Annotated in this window: 12 protein-coding genes; 5 read left to right on the plus strand and 7 right to left on the minus strand. The window is 53.5% G+C overall.

Features of this window, described 5'->3' with window-relative positions:
• The first annotated feature begins 349 nt into the window (after positions 1–349).
• The 4 genes from G583_RS0106960 (at position 350) to G583_RS0106975 (ending at position 6258) form a co-directional block, all read left to right on the plus strand.
• Complete coding sequence (locus G583_RS0106960; protein WP_022870470.1) at positions 350–2404, plus strand: hydantoinase/oxoprolinase family protein; 2055 nt, start codon at positions 350–352, stop codon at positions 2402–2404.
• Positions 2401–4152, plus strand: coding sequence for a hydantoinase B/oxoprolinase family protein (locus G583_RS0106965; protein ID WP_022870471.1), 1752 nt, complete (start codon positions 2401–2403; stop codon positions 4150–4152). The genes G583_RS0106960 and G583_RS0106965 overlap by 4 nt, the downstream gene beginning before the upstream one ends.
• A gap of 83 nt (positions 4153–4235) precedes the next feature.
• Positions 4236–4778, plus strand: a complete 543-nt coding sequence (locus G583_RS0106970) for a hypothetical protein (RefSeq protein WP_022870472.1) — start codon at positions 4236–4238, stop codon at positions 4776–4778.
• Positions 4779–4860: 82 nt separating this feature from the next.
• The gene (locus G583_RS0106975; protein WP_022870473.1) at positions 4861–6258 is read left to right on the plus strand and encodes an NAD(P)/FAD-dependent oxidoreductase; all 1398 of its coding nucleotides are present in this window, start codon (positions 4861–4863) and stop codon (positions 6256–6258) included.
• A gap of 133 nt (positions 6259–6391) precedes the next feature.
• On the opposite strand, the gene G583_RS0106980 is transcribed toward G583_RS0106975, so the two are convergent.
• From G583_RS0106980 to G583_RS0106995, 4 genes are read right to left on the minus strand one after another with little or no spacing between them, the layout of a single operon-like run.
• Positions 6392–7210: a bifunctional allantoicase/(S)-ureidoglycine aminohydrolase gene (locus G583_RS0106980; RefSeq protein WP_022870474.1), complete on the minus strand. Its 819-nt coding sequence runs from the start codon at positions 7208–7210 to the stop codon at positions 6392–6394.
• 26 nt (positions 7211–7236) lie between these two features.
• Positions 7237–8496, minus strand: coding sequence for a DUF6986 family protein (locus G583_RS0106985; protein WP_040895239.1), 1260 nt, complete (start codon positions 8494–8496; stop codon positions 7237–7239).
• Between the two features lie 14 nt (positions 8497–8510).
• Positions 8511–10121 (minus strand): malate synthase A, encoded by a 1611-nt coding sequence (gene aceB, locus G583_RS0106990; RefSeq protein WP_022870476.1) that lies wholly within the window; start codon positions 10119–10121, stop codon positions 8511–8513.
• 52 nt (positions 10122–10173) lie between these two features.
• On the minus strand, positions 10174–11562 hold the full coding sequence (locus G583_RS0106995; RefSeq protein ID WP_022870477.1) for an NAD-dependent malic enzyme: 1389 nt from the start codon (positions 11560–11562) through the stop codon (positions 10174–10176).
• Between the two features lie 170 nt (positions 11563–11732).
• On the opposite strand from G583_RS0106995, the gene G583_RS0107000 reads away from it, so the two are divergent.
• On the plus strand, positions 11733–12512 hold the full coding sequence (locus tag G583_RS0107000) for an IclR family transcriptional regulator (RefSeq protein WP_022870478.1): 780 nt from the start codon (positions 11733–11735) through the stop codon (positions 12510–12512).
• A 577-nt stretch (positions 12513–13089) separates the two neighbouring features.
• Here G583_RS0107000 and pucL read toward each other — a convergent pair.
• From pucL to uraD, 3 genes are all read right to left on the minus strand, one after another.
• Complete coding sequence (gene pucL / locus G583_RS0107005; RefSeq protein WP_040895242.1) at positions 13090–13995, minus strand: factor-independent urate hydroxylase; 906 nt, start codon at positions 13993–13995, stop codon at positions 13090–13092.
• Between the two features lie 88 nt (positions 13996–14083).
• On the minus strand, positions 14084–14410 hold the full coding sequence (gene uraH, locus G583_RS0107010; protein WP_022870480.1) for a hydroxyisourate hydrolase: 327 nt from the start codon (positions 14408–14410) through the stop codon (positions 14084–14086).
• Complete coding sequence (gene uraD / locus G583_RS0107015) at positions 14407–14892, minus strand: 2-oxo-4-hydroxy-4-carboxy-5-ureidoimidazoline decarboxylase (protein ID WP_322785324.1); 486 nt, start codon at positions 14890–14892, stop codon at positions 14407–14409. Before uraD ends, uraH begins: the two co-directional genes overlap by 4 nt.
• Between the last annotated feature and the right edge of the window lie 69 nt (positions 14893–14961).

Here is a 14961-nt window from a genome sequence, read left to right on the forward strand (position 1 = left end):
TTCATACTTTCACATAAATTGGGAAAGAGTTGTTTGCCTAGTGGTGGCGTTGAGGTTGTCAGGATCCTACCACGCTGTATTGCTAATTCGATCTAGAGTCCCTGACAAATATGCCAATTTTGACCACTTAGATGTTGTGACGGGCTTTGCCAATGCGTGCAAATGAGCCTCGGTTCATACGATCGAATAAGGTCCCGTTTGAAAGTTCCATAACTTTCGCAAATAGTAATCCAGATCACTCTTCGGCAGACTGTTGTTCACGTCTTTCAGCCTCTTCACCGCAGTTCTCAACGCGACTCGGTATGGAGATGCTGAAATCTAAAGTGGCAACCGCTCTGAAGGGAAAAGAATGTTTCGAGTTGGAATTGACGTTGGTGGAACCTTTACCGACCTATTCGCATGGGATGAGTCCGCAGGTTCGGACCAACGGGTTAGAACCGCCAAGGTCTTAACTACGCCTGATGACCCTTCGCGCGGGGTGCTTCTAGCTTTAGCCAAAGCTGACATCGCGCCCGAGGAGATGAGTGTGCTCATTCACGGAACAACAATTGCGACAAACGCATTGTTGGAAAGAAGATTCGCTGAACCGATTCTTATTACTACCGAAGGGTTTCGCGACACGATCGAAATCGGTCGTCAACGACGTGAAAATCTCTATGATCCATACCAGCAAAAATCCGCGCCCCTCATTAGCCGGCATAATCGTCTCACTATAGATGAGAAAATGGGCGCGGACGGGCAAACAGTCATTCCATTGGACGTCGAAAGAGCACGCGAACTCGCCCAAATTATTCAGGAGCGCGACGTTAATAGCATTGCTATCGCGTTTATCAATAGCTATCAATCAGGCGAACATGAGCGGCAGATGCGCGACATTCTGTTGGAATCGAATCCGGACCTGAATATCGCACTCTCCAGCGAGACCAGCCCGAAGGTCCGTGAACTGGGTCGCTTTATGACCACGGCTATTCGAACCGCATTGTTGCCTGTAGTTGGCGATTATATGACGCGCTTAGAAGAAGAACTTATTCGCAAAGGTTCTACGGCTCCGCTCTATATTGTGAAGTCCAACGGCGGCATGATGACCTCGGCAATGGCCAAAGCTCGTCCAGAAGAACTTTTGGAATCGGGACCCGCCGGAGGCGTCGCGGCCGGAGCCTACATCTCTGAAGTCACTGACAACCCAAATATCATTGTCTCTGATGTGGGCGGGACCAGTTTTGAGGCATCTCTACTTGAGGACAGCCAAGGGTTAGTTACTGATGAATACGAACTCGAATGGGAAATGCCCATTATCACGCCAATGTTGGATATTCGTTCCATTGGTGCAGGCGGTGGCTCGATTGCCTGGATCGATGATGGAGGCTCATTGCGGGTCGGGCCGAAAAGTGCAGGGGCCTCCCCGGGGCCGGCGGCCTATGGTTTGGGCGGCAAACAGCCGACCGTAACGGATGCCAACGTGGTATTGGGGCGCATCAGTGCTGACCTTGGCGGGAAATTCGAACTTGATGTTGAAGCCGCACGAACAGCAATCAGCACACTGGCAACCAAACTGAATATCAGTATTGAAGATGCCGCTGAAGGTATCACCCAGATTGCCAGCGAGAGTATGGCTTCAGCGATCCGAATGGTTAGTAGTGACCGAGGACGTGATCCACGAGACCACACATATGTTGCATTTGGTGGTGCCGGTGGATTGCACGCTTACGAACTGTGCCGTTCAGCGGGTATTCCAAGGATTATCGTGCCACCCTACGCAGGTGTTGCATGTGCCTTTGGTGCGATCACTATGGATGTTCGTCACGACCTGGAGGCGACTTTCTATTCACCATTGTCCGATGTTTCTTTAGACAAGTTGAACGAAGAATTCGAAAAACTGGAAGCCGAAGGGCGTCGTCTGATGTCCGAGGAAAACGTGTCGGGTGACAAGATCGTGATGGAACGTTCCGCAGCAATGCGCTATATCGGCCAGTCATATGAAGTGACCACTCCGATATCGAGCGGCACTATTAGCGCTGAGGATCTTTCCAAGATTGAAGAGACCTTCTGGAGTGAACACCAAAAAGAATATGGCGTCCACTCGACAACGATTCCTGCGGCATTGGTCAATCTCCGCGTTACGGTCATCGGCGCGACTGAAAAACCATCAGAACAAGAAATTACGTCGGTCTTTGGTTCAGCACAAATTCAAGCACCATCGAATGGTAGGACCAGGCAGGTCTACTTTAACGGAGAATTTCATGACGTCCCCATTGTGAATTCTGCAGGAATGAATCACGGCGAAGCTTTTGAATGCCCGGTCATCCTCGAACAAAAAGACGGCGTTGTCGTTGTTCCACACGGTGGATCAGGATCCATCGATCAATTTGGCAATATCACTATTGATTTGGAGAAAGCCCTATGAGTACCCACGCAGTTATGCAGCGCACCCTTGATCCTGTCACGTTCGAAGTGCTTCGCAGATCTTTCGAATACACCTGTGAACGCATGAGTCAGGTCCTACAGAAGTCCTCATTCTCCCCGATTATTTACGATATGGTCGACTTCTCGAACGCCATTTTCGACACGGACGTAGAACTGATTGGACAAACCGCAAACTGTCCGGTGCACTTAGCAGCCATGCATTTCAGTGCCCGAGCCAGCTTGAAAAAGTATCCAATTGAAACTATGCAAGATGGCGATGTCATTATCCTCAATGATCCGTATGAAGGTGGAACCCATAACCCAGACGTCACCCTCACAGCCCCAATCTTCAACGATGGTGAATTGCTAGGATTTGCGGTCAGTCGCGCACACTGGACCGATGTCGGTGGTAACTTTGACACCCACAACGCGGGCGAAGGTATGCGGTTGCCTCCGATGAAACTGGTTGAGTCCGGCGAAATGAATAGCGACCTTATCGCCATTATTCGTAACAGCACCCGCACCCCACAATACATTGAAGGAGACATCCAGGCGCAGCTGGCAGCCCTATGGGCTGCGCGTGATGAACTACAGCGTCTTGCCCAAAAATATGGAAATGATGTACTGAAGCGCGGCATGCGTGAAGTATTGGACTACACCCAGGAAATGACAAAAGCAGCGATCCGTCGGATTCCTAATGGTGTTTATCACGGCCAAGACTACATTGACAGTGACGGAATCTCCGATGACCCGGTGTGGGTTCGGCTGCAGTTGACCATTGAGGACGACATAATTCGGGTGGATCTCTCAGAGTCTGATGACCAAGTGTTAGGTCCGATTAACTCTCCATATGCAAATACTGCCTCAGCGATTTATTATTCACTAAAGTTCTTCGTTAGTCCTGAATCTCCGGCTAATGCGGGCATGTACCGCCAGATCGAGATGAGTATCCGTGAAGGTTCCTGGCTGAACCCTGTGTGGCCAGCAGCGGTACTGGGCTGTACGACGGCGACCTCATCGAAGATTACCGGCGCTGTATGGAACGCCCTTGCGGAGGCTATTCCAGATCAGATCGTGGCATCAACCTATGCCGATGCGAACTGGTTTGTGGCAAGTGTTTCCGACCCAGTAACAAAACAGGTCGAAGTGTTCACGGACCTCCCTGCAGGAGGCTGGGGCGGAACACCTGCCGGTGATGGCATGCATGTAACTATGGATCCTTTGGGCAACTGCCAGAACCTGCCTGCCGAAACCGCTGAGTTGCTGTACCCGATTCGCTACAACTCGTTTGAAATGCGTACTGACTCTGCTGGTGCAGGAGAACACCGTGGCGGAGCAGGGGTCCGCGTAGAAATCGAATTCCTGGGACGCGGCGAGATCATCACCATGGAGTCATCTCGAACACGAGAAGGCTCACCGGGCGTTCGCGGTGGCGGACAAGGGGGCCGACAGATGCAACAGCGCCTACGTAACGACGGGGCTTTGGAGACCATTGGCGGTCTTGATAATGAAGGGAACTGGTTGCCGCAAATGCTTGGCGGCGTTGAATTTGCTCCTGGAGACTCGTTTGTCTTCAGTAGCGGTGGTGGCGGCGGCTGGGGCGATCCGAAGCAGCGGAAAGCAGAGTTAGTCGCTGCTGACGTTCGAAATGAGATCGTCTCGATCGATGCTGCTCGCGATATTTATGGCGTTGTAATTCGTGATGATTTCAGCGTTGATGAAACAGCTACGAAAGCACTACGTCAGTAAAAAGATCGCACCGGCGTTTCGTTCGTAACCGGTCAAATTGAGCCAGGGGAGGTTACCTCCCCTGGCTCGCCTCGGAGGATTGCATGTTTACACGCATTGGACAAGGCTCAACACTGTGGAAAGGGCAACATCTGCAGCTGCCTTGGGGACAACTCACTCATCACGGCTCCTCGTTGGCCCTTACAACCTCACGTGGACAGACCTCTGCAGAACTGGTTGAAGACCGTAGTCCGTTCTTGGAAGTGCATTGGACACCTACGTATTTCATAGCGGGCTCTGCTGGCGGTGAGGAACTCTTCTTCGGAATCCAAGAGGAGTCAGGTGTCCAACAGATCGCGTCGCTACCGCGATGGGATGTTCAAAAGAGCTTTACTCCAGGGACCCACACAGTGAGATTCTTCGATGTCGATCACGAATCCTGTGTGGTCTCAAATGAAGTCGGACTAGCCATGGTCACAGTCGACCGGAAGCTTGTCTGGCAGATCCACCATGGAGACACGACGCAAAGAGTGCTTTCCGTTGACGAAGAACATATCAATTTAATGGGCTTGAACACGGCAAAACGTATAAATACCGCAACCGGGGCAATACAAGAACAGCCTCTTGAACAGCAACAGCAACAGTAACTTAGTCGCGGCCATTTTATCCTTATCAAGTTCTACCGCGAATCTTCACGGAACGAAACGATAAAGAAAGCAGTAAAGAATTTTGGAACAACATAAGTCATTCGTCAACGGTGAAGTGTCTTTTTGGTTTCGCGACATCGGATACCCAGAGCATCGACCGGCATTGCCAGGTCCGCGTAATGCCGATGTTGCCATTGTGGGGGCAGGTTTAAGTGGGCTCTGGAGTGCCTACTATTTGAAGCAAGCACGCCCTGATTGGGACATATGTATCATAGAAAAAAATTTCGCTGGATTTGGCGCATCGGGCCGCAATGGTGGCTGGCTTAGTGGCGAACCAGCCGGAAAATTCCGGCATTATGCAAAAACTCATGGTACTCAAGCTGCAATAGCGCAACAGAAGTTAATGTTTGCCGCGATTGATGAGATCCTTGCTGTTGCACACAAACACGGCATTGACGCTGATATCGAAAAAGACGGTTTGATTCATGTTGCGCTGAACCCCGCACAAGTTTCCCGGCTGAAGGTTCAGCGAGAAACGTTGTTGGACCAAGGCTGGGAAGAAGACGACATGGTTTTGATGTCACAGTCTGAGCTCGGCGACCGTGTGAATATCGCCGGTGCTCTCGGCGGCTTTTGGACTCCGCATTGCGCGCGAGTGCATCCGGCAAAATTGGTTACCGGACTTGCACGAGTCGTTGAATCAATGGGTGTTCAAATTTATGAACAAACCGCAGTTGAAGCGATCGGCTCTGCCAGAGTTGAAACACAACAGGGAGACGTTACTGCGAGATATATTGTTTCTGCCCTTGAAGGATATTCCGACTCATTGAACGGAGAACAGCGCAGGCTACTGCCGCTCAATAGCAGCATGGTGGTAACAGAAATTTTGCCCGACAGTGTGTGGGAGGAAATCGGCTGGTCTGGGGCAGAGCTTGTAGGCGATGCTGCGCATAGTTTTGCTTACAGCCATCGCACACTTGACGGAAGAATAGCCCTTGGTGGTCGGGGCGTACCATATAATTTCCGCTCGGGATATAAGGCTGATGGAAAAACCGACATGGACACCGTCAAGGAGATTGCAGATAAACTCACTGCGATGTTTCCGGTGCTGAAAGACTACGGCTATGTCCATGGTTGGAGCGGCATCCTAGGAGTGCCTCGAGACTGGAGTGCTGCAGTCCAATTTGACGCGTCCACAGGCATTGGAAAACTTGGTGGGTACGTTGGGCATGGATTGACTGGCACAAACCTTGCTGCTCGAACACTGCGGGACTTGATCTTAAACGAAGACACGGAACTTGCGCGTTTGCCTTGGGTTGATCGCACAGCAAGGCGTTGGGAGCCTGAACCACTGCGGTGGTTGGGTGCTAATGCGATATACGCTGCGTATAACGTCGCAGATAAACGTGAGGATGCCAGCAACAGCACCAAGAGCTCGTCCATTGGTTTGCTAGCGAATCGCATTAGTGGCAGATGGTGAAGACATAGCTCGGATAAGTAGTGAGTAATTCGCATCGCACCCGGTCCAAGGTGTGAAAACCCTGACAAAAAAGATTGGCGGTGTTGTACTGACACTTTCAGTACAACACCGCCAAAGTTTTCTTACGAAGCCTTTAGAGCATGACCTGGCGGTTGACATCCTTATACAGTAAATATCGGAAATTCGATGGTCCACCGGCATAGCAAGCCTGCGGACAAAAGGCACGTAGCGCGAAATAGTCGCCGGCTTCGACCTCCACCCAGTCTGCATTGAGCCGGTAAACCGCCTTGCCCTCAAGTACGTAGATACCATGCTCCATGACATGGGTTTCAGCAAACGGGATCACCGCACCTGGTTCAAAGGTCACAACATTGACGTGCATGTCGTAGGCCAGGTCCGTAGTATCGAGTAACCGTGTGGTCCGCCAGGCATTATCGGTGCCTGGCATAGCGACTGGGTCAATCTCGTATTCATGGCCGAACACTGCTTGCGGGATGCGACCCTCGAGTGGCTCATAGCGTTTCCGAAACCAGTGGAACCGTGCAGGGCCTTCTCCGGTTCCATGGACTTGCCACGCGGCCCCGGGCGGCAGGAACGCAAACCCACCTGCTGAGAGTTCATGGGTCTGGCCCTCGTGTTGCACCGCGATGGAGCCATCCAAGACAAAGAGGAAGCCTTCGACTTCGGGCTGAGGCTCGGGCCGGCTGGAGCCACCGCCGGGTTGGACCTCGACAATGAGCTGAGCAAATGTAGTGGCTCCACCGGCCACCGGCCGGTTTAAGAACCATGCACGTGTGTCTGTCCAGTCGGGCAGCACGGAGGTAACAATATCACGCAGTACCCCCTTGGGGATCACGGTGTAGGCCTCGGTTACCACAGCCCTGTCGGTCAGTAGATCCGTCTGCGGTGGGTGACCACCCTGCGGTGCATAGTAGGGGGGAATTGAGGTCAAAGCGGTCTCCTTGAACTGTTGAGTAATCACGATGCGGACTCTGGTACCAGACCGGTTGAAGCCAAATGCTGTAGTGCAAGTCGGTCTAAGCCGATGCGGTGTTGCATCTGCGTAGGATCTGCAGCACCACACGCGATGCTGCGAAGAATGTATCGAGCTAGTGCTTTGGCTGTGGCGGGTTCGTCCATGATGCCGCTGTGTTCGGTTCGCATGTATCGCTCCAATCGGTCCACTGCTGAAGCCAGCGAACGGTTGAAGAAATCGAAAGTTGCCATAAACCGGGTTGGTAGTTGAGCAGGATGCATATCCCAGCCCTGGTAGATGCCTCGACGTAGGTGGCGTCCTACTAACCGGGCGTGGAGCTGCCAAGCATCACGGACCTGCTCAGGATCGCCTACGGGCAAGATATTGGTAGAGCCATCCGAGAAGTGCACCCCTGTTTCGGCAACCGCGGTCAGGACGACGTTCTTAGCAAAATCAGCGGCTGGGTGCTCCATGGATTGGTAGGCTGCGGCAATCCCCAGCGAGGCCGAATAGTCGTAGGTCCCGTAGTGCAACGAACTGATCCGACCTTGTCCGGCGTGGACTACGTCGGCCACTGTGGAACGCCCGTCGGCGCTGATAATCAGCTGCGGTGTTTCTACCTGCACCTCGTAACGCAGCACACCCTCTGCTAGGCCCAATCCGGATTCAAGCGCGGCAGTAACATCGTTCATCGCCTTGACCTGATCAACTGTTGTGACCTTCGGCAGAGTCAACATGGTTGAGGGAGGTAGCTCACCGGTGAGTTCTGTCAGAGTTGCCAGATACCGTTCTAAAGTGCGCAGTCCACGAACACGTAGATCAGCCTCTAGGCACTTGAAACGAATCCCAATAAATGGTGGTGCGGTACCTTCCTGCAATGCTTTGGCAACCTGTTGGGCCGCTGCAGTGGCGTGTTGATCTTCTTCGGCATCGTTGCGACGTCCATAGCCGTCTTCAAAATCGATGCGCAGATCCTCAACCGGCTCATTGGTGAGCTTGCGCTCAACGAGTGTAGCCAGCTGATCTCGATATTCCGGATCAGCCGTGCTATCCACCGCCAGCTCTGCGATCTGAGACATCCCACCCTGCTGTCGGACGGTATTCAACGCCTCTTGACCCCAATGTTGTGCGGTGTCGAAGCTGAACTGATCGGCAGGAACATAAGCGGTGTGCACAGCTTGGCGACGCCCATCGTCCCCCGGATAGGCACTTGCCAGCAGAGCATCTGTGGCAGCCAGGGTCTGATTCAGTTGGTGAAACATGTCATCGTTGAGAATCACTGGTCAATCACCTCGTAGGCAGGCAGGGTTAGGAAGTCGACAAAGTCCTCTTCACGTCCGCTGGTGATGCGAGCGATGATCTCCGCGGCAGGCTTGTAATAGCGGAGAAAAATGTCATCATCATCGACTTCGTCGCGCAGCCGTTGGACTTCTTCCTCAAGGATAGCTGTGACACGCGCCGCAGTCATCACCTCGCCGGTATCTGCCGCGGTCACGTTATTGGCGATCAGCTGCCAAACCTGCGAGCGGGAAATTTCAGCGGTGGCGGCATCTTCCATGAGACTTCGGATTGCCACGGCACCGTTACCCGACAGCCAGACTGCGGTATAAGCAACGGCAACATACAGGTTATTGCGTACGCCTTCTTCGGTTATTTGACCCGGTGCAGATTCGACGTCGAGGAGATCTGCGGCAGTAACGTTGACATCATCGCGTTGCCGGTCGACTTGGTTGTGCTTGCCGCCGAGCACCTTATCGAATTCCGCTACACAGATCGGCACCAGATCAGGGTGGGCGACCCAGGAACCGTCAAAGCCGTCTTCAGCTTCGCGCTGTTTATCAGCACGGACCTTGCCCATGGCAATTTCATTGGTCTCGGGTTGATGACGATTGGGAATGAAGGCGGCCATCCCGCCGATTGCAAAGGCACCGCGACGGTGACAGGTCTTAACTAATAGGTCGGTATAAGCACGCATCATCGGTGCGGTCATCGACACATCCGCGCGATCAGGCAGCACAAATTTCTTGCCGGCTTCACGGAAGGTTTTGATGATCGAGAATAAATAATCCCAACGCCCAGCGTTGAGACCCGCGGCATGGTCACGAAGTTCATAGAGGATCTCGTCCATCTGAAAAGCTGCGGGGATAGTTTCGATAAGTACAGTAGCCCGAACGATTCCGTGGTCTAGGCCGAGTTCGGCTTCGGAGAACGAAAAAATGTCGTCCCACAGACGGGCTTCTAAGTAGTGTTCTAGCTTTGGCAGATAGTAGAATGGTCCGTTGCCTTGTTCATGTAGTAGAGCAGCATTGTGGAAGAAGTGCAGTCCAAAGTCCACCAACGCACCAATGGAACGATCGCCGTCGATCTCGAGGTTCTTTTCGCTGAGGTGCCAGCCGCGCGGTCGTACGACGACGGTCGCCAATTCTTCGGCAGGGCGTAGCGAATAGGATTTACCTTCCGGCGATGTGAAGGACAGGTTGCCTCGAGTAGCGTCATACAGGTTGACCTGAGATTCAATCACGTTGTGCCAAAATGGTGCCGACGCGTCCTCCAGGTCGGCTAACCACACTTTGGCGCCGGAGTTCAGTGCGTTGATCGCCATCTTGGATGGGGCGACCGGACCGGTGATCTCCACGCGTCGATCGCGCAGTTTTTCAGGCGCCGGCGCCACAGTCCAATCAGATTCACGAATATGTTTGGTCTCTGGCAGAAAGTCCATGGTCCCAGCTTGTACAGCTGCCTGTCGAGCGGTGGCTCGTGCGTGGAGTAGGTCATTGCGCCGAGCTGCGAAGCGCCGGTGCAGTTTTTCTAAGAATGCGAGCGCCTCCGGGGTCAGGATGTCATCGGCGCGGTCCATCTCGGTACGGTCAGTCATAGTAATAGTCATTGCGGGGTCTCCTTTGGAATCTCAACAAGGGATAGAAGAATGTTCTGAAGAGTTAGCCATTTTGACGCGCGGTTTCGGTGATTGCCTCGGCAACTCGTGTGGCCACCTCGGGGTCGAACACCGAAGGAATGATGTAGCCGGGGTTCAGCTCGTCAGCCGAAATACAGGAAGCGATGGCTTGTGCTGCTACGACGAGCATCTCGTCGGTAATATCGCTGGATTGGGCGTCGAGCAGGCCGCGGAAAAATCCTGGGAATGCCAGCACATTGTTGATTTGGTTTGGGTAATCTGATCGACCGGTCGCCACAACGGCGGCATGCCGAGCTGCGATATCAGGATGGACTTCTGGGTCTGGATTCGACATCGCAAACACGATCGCATTGGCATTCATTGCTTTGATATCTTCTTCGTCTAGCAGATCAGGAGCCGACACTCCGATGAAGACATCCGCGCCAACTACCGCGTCCTTTAATGATCCGGCAAAGTTTTCCTGGTTGGTGTGTTCTGCCAACCACTGACGGTGCTGATCTTCGTGTGTTGAACCGTGTTCGATCACACCGTTGCGGCCTGCGGCCAGAATGTGCTGGGCACCAGAAGCGATCAGGAGTTTGATGATGGCGGTCCCTGCGGCACCAACGCCGGACACGACGATCCGAATATCCCCGATATCTTTGCCAACGACTTTCAACGCGTTGATCAACGCAGCCTGGGTCACGATCGCCGTACCATGCTGGTCGTCATGGAATACCGGGATATTGAGTTCTTCACGCAGACGAGCTTCGATTTCAAAACAGCGCGGTGCAGAGATGTCTTCGAGATTAATCCCCCCGTAGGCGGGGGCGAGTGCCTTGCAAATGGAAATAATTTCTTCGGTGTCGTTGGTATCAAGCGCCACTGGCCAGGCGTCAACGCCGGCGAATTGTTTGAAGAGCACTGCCTTGCCTTCCATGACCGGCATTGCTGCTTCGGGACCGATGTCGCCGAGCCCGAGGACTGCGCTCCCGTCGGTGACGACAGCGATGGTATTTCGTTTGATCGTCAGGTTGCGAGCATCAGCCTTGTTCTTTGCAATTGCTTGGCAAACACGTGCCACCCCCGGTGTGTAGGCGCGTGAGAGGTCGTCGCGGTTGCGCAATGGAACCTTCGGCGTCGTCTCGATCTTGCCACCGAGATGCATCAGGAACGTGCGGTCTGAGATGTTTCCGACTTCTACACCATCAAGGGCATCCACTGTGCTCCGAATCTCGTCGCCGTGAGCGCGATCCCGGATATTGCATGATACATCGACGGTCATGCCACTGTGAGAGGACCCCACAACATCCACGCCGGTGATCTGTGCGCCGGTGCTGGCCACAGCGTTCGTTACATCGGAGGTTGCGGTAAACGTTGCAGGAGTGGAAACTCGAACGGTAATGGAGTAGCCAGGGCTTGGTGCAGACATGTAAGGCTCCTTTGAAAACATTGTTATTCCACTATGCGGAATCAAATCTTTACTCTGTGGAATACAGTATTGCGCATCACGTTTATTTCAGCAAGTGGAAATATGTTTTCATAGATTCGATGTAGCATAAGACTATTCCATTGTTGAAAGGGTTGATCATGGAGGACGTAGTGAGCAATGTCGACGGGCAGTCCACGAAGTCGACGCGGTCGGGGGTGCAGTCCGTTGTACGAGCATTTGCGCTACTGGATCTCATTGCAGATGCCGGTGGAAGGGCAACGCTCAGTGAACTTGCAGAGCGCGCTGATCTGCCGATGCCCACCATTCACCGGCTGCTCAGGACGCTGGTCGGCTTGGGTTGCGCGCGCCAAATGGAAGACCGCGGATACGCTCTAGGTCCCGCTTTAATGCGCCTCGGGGACCTTGCGGGTAGGCAGCTTGGGGATATCGTGCAACCTTACCTGCGGTCGCTGGTTCAGGATCTGGGGGAGACTGCCAATATTGCGGTACTCGACGGTGACATGATGGTGTACTCAGCGCAAGTACCATCGCAGCACTCCATGCGCATGTTCACAGAGGTGGGGCGCCGTGTCCACCCGTCGGCGACGGGGGTGGGCAAGGCGGTGCTGCCAAGTTTGAAGCAAGAACGCATTGCGCAAATCGTGCAATCTTCCGGCATGCCAGAGCTGACGCCAAAAACGATTACTGATTATGACGAACTCCTTGAAGAGCTTGACCGTATTCGAGAACGAGGCTATGCCATTGACGAGGAAGAGCAGGAGTTGGGTGTTCGCTGCTTTGCGGTCAATGTTCCAGGGGCTCCCACCCCGACTGCGGTCTCGGTGTCGGGTCCGAAGAGCCGTTTGGACGAGGAGTTTGCCAAGCGCGCTATCCCTCTGGTGCAGGGTGCCGCACAGCAGATTGGTGCGGAGTTGAATCGAGTCGAGTAGCTTGCTGCGTTGACTGCAATCTCAAACCCCGGACTTGCAAGAGTCCGGGGTTTTTGTGTTTGATTTGCAAATCTTGCCCAACCCCCTTGACATAGCTGACGTATTGGCGGACACTGTATTTCATGCAGTGAATAGTTTATTCCACTATATGAAAGTAGATTGAGATGACCACTGATCATAATAAATATGCGCCTGGCACATTTCAGAACCCCAGCTCCTGGGAGCCGGTCGGCGGCGACGATCCAGATTTCGCACCCGGGACTGAGTTTCCGCCCCTGCTGTGCAAGGTCCCCTGGTTAAAATCTGTGCTCCCTGCCTGCCGGTGAGGTAGGCGACCACCCGGGGCTGGATAGGCTTCGCCCAGGAATGGCGGGTAGATCGCCGAGAATAGGATGTAACGCATACCGTCTACAAAGACGGTATGCGTTTTTTGATTCTGTCGTAGTGCACTGGTCGCCAGATCAATTCCTTCCGGGGTGGGCGCGAGCCGAACGGGCCGTTGCGCATCGCAGTGTTTTATCCGCGAAACGTAACGGCCCGTTCTAAGGTTGAGGTGCGCTCGATATGTATGCAGCGCTTAGCAGAAGCCGGCTACGCCAACCCAGTCGCGTTCGTCCAATGCCGCGCTCTTGCGCGCTACGGTGGCTTCAATGAGACCGTATGGGCGATCTGCCGCGTAGAACACCTCGTTAGGGTTCTCGAGACCAAAACGATCCAGGTCGAAGAGGAAGTGGTGCTTATTTGGGCAGGAGAACTTGATCTCGTCGATCTGCGGAACCGCTGCGATAACTTTCTCCGCCATCTGGTACAGCGTGTGCTGCAGCGCGTAGGAGTAGTGATCGGTGAAGGTTTCCAGGATGATGTCCTTGACCTTTTGATATGTAGCTTCAAAGTCGACGTCGGTCGTGTTGTACCGCCAGCGGGTCGCGATATCCGTAGCTAGAACGCGATCTTCAGTTTCTTCCAGTGTGGTGTACCGATCCTTCGGGTACCCAACAAAGCCTGACTCTGTAGTCTTCAATACCGTCAGATCGTAGAATCCGGAGATCATGATATCTCGGTCACCATCGCGAACAAGCAGGGCTGTGCGAATTTCGGGGGCTGAGCGGTAGAACGCGTGGTCATGATCGTTGATCCGGGACCATCCGTATTCTTCTGCGGCCCAGCGGCCGCCAGTTACCCAATCGAAACTCGATGTGAAGTGATCGGCAAGACCAATGAGGAACTGCTCGGGTGAAGCAATGCCATTTTCTTTAGCTTTAGCGAATATCGTGTTTTTCTGTGTGTCCGTAGGAACGACGTTTTCGTTGTTTCCCTCGGTGTGTGCGGTTTGGAAGTCTCCGCGTAGTTGAGAGGTTACATTCAGGTCCCGGATGCTGTGCCGTTTCGTGTCACGGTACACTCGCATAACGCGATTTTCTGCTTTGCCGAACTGGTTGGCTGTCAAGCGCACAGTATCATTACTCACTGGGGTGTTCTCCATGGTTTGGCTGGTCATTGAATTGTCTCCTAATAACTGATTCCTTGGTCCTTGCGGCAACCGCTGACTGAGTTTTTCAACAGCTCCTGGGTCAGCTACCGCGATAGGTGGAATAGGCGAAAGGACTCAGCAGCAACGGGATGTGATAATGCTTCTGTCCGGGCTCAACAGTGAAATTCACGATGACCGAGGGATAGAACGTTTCGACATTACGGCTGCTGAAATATTCGCCGGTTCCAAAGGTGATCCGGTATACACCGGCCTCCAGGGTTTCTGGGCCCAATTCGGGCACACGGCCATCAGCATTAGTGACGGCTTGGGCAATCTCCGTATTATCATCGCGCTGTAGCGTAATGGTTACGCCGGGAGCAGGTGTACCGAGAGACGCGTCGAGTATGTGAGCGGTGACAAAGCTCATGAGAATAGTCCTTTCAAACGGAGAGTCGCGATTTGGCTTAACTGATCTGCTACTTCTTGGCTTTCTTGTTCCGGGGTATTGTTCATACGACGGCGCAATTCGGCAAGAATTTCATCCGAGCTCCGACCTGCTGCACGAATTAAGAAAACCTGGTCGAAGCGTTCCTCGTACTCAGCGTTTCCCTGGTCGAGTTGGGTCTGTATATCGGTGGTGATGCCGAGCTCGGCTTGTTCCTCTCGAGAGAGTCGAGCTTCGGTGTGACCGCCCCGGGCGCGTTCGCCGATCCGCGGGTGATGGAGCAGTGCTTGCTCGACTTCGTTCGGGGTCAGCTGTGCGCCGGCGTGATCGGCAGCTTGGAGGATCCTGTCGACGGAACCGTATGGTCGCCCTTCAGTGATGTCCTTGATCCAGCGGGGTACATCCAAGCATGGTCGAAGCGCCTGTTCGGCTTGCTCCCGGGAAAGGGCGTCGAATTCCTGCACGTTCACCTTGACTAAACCTCCACGATGCGAAATCTTACTTCCATGTAGTGTAATATAGTGAACTGTGTC

Origin of the sequence: Yaniella halotolerans DSM 15476 (assembly GCF_000420805.1) — a bacterium.
Lineage (GTDB): Bacteria > Actinomycetota > Actinomycetes > Actinomycetales > Micrococcaceae > Yaniella > Yaniella halotolerans.

Excerpts from the sequence above, each read along its gene's own strand:
- G583_RS0106960 (WP_022870470.1), top strand. The coding sequence starts at position 350 with ATGTTTCGAGTTGGAATTGACGTTGGTGGAACCTTTACCGACCTATTC.
- G583_RS0106995 (WP_022870477.1), bottom strand. The coding sequence starts at position 11,562 with ATGTCTGCACCAAGCCCTGGCTACTCCATTACCGTTCGAGTTTCCACT.
- G583_RS0106965 (WP_022870471.1), top strand. The coding sequence starts at position 2,401 with ATGAGTACCCACGCAGTTATGCAGCGCACCCTTGATCCTGTCACGTTC.
- uraH (WP_022870480.1), bottom strand. The coding sequence starts at position 14,410 with ATGAGCTTTGTCACCGCTCACATACTCGACGCGTCTCTCGGTACACCT.
- G583_RS0106985 (WP_040895239.1), bottom strand. The coding sequence starts at position 8,496 with ATGTTTCACCAACTGAATCAGACCCTGGCTGCCACAGATGCTCTGCTG.
- pucL (WP_040895242.1), bottom strand. The coding sequence starts at position 13,995 with ATGGAGAACACCCCAGTGAGTAATGATACTGTGCGCTTGACAGCCAAC.
- aceB (WP_022870476.1), bottom strand. The coding sequence starts at position 10,121 with ATGACTATTACTATGACTGACCGTACCGAGATGGACCGCGCCGATGAC.
- G583_RS0106970 (WP_022870472.1), top strand. The coding sequence starts at position 4,236 with ATGTTTACACGCATTGGACAAGGCTCAACACTGTGGAAAGGGCAACAT.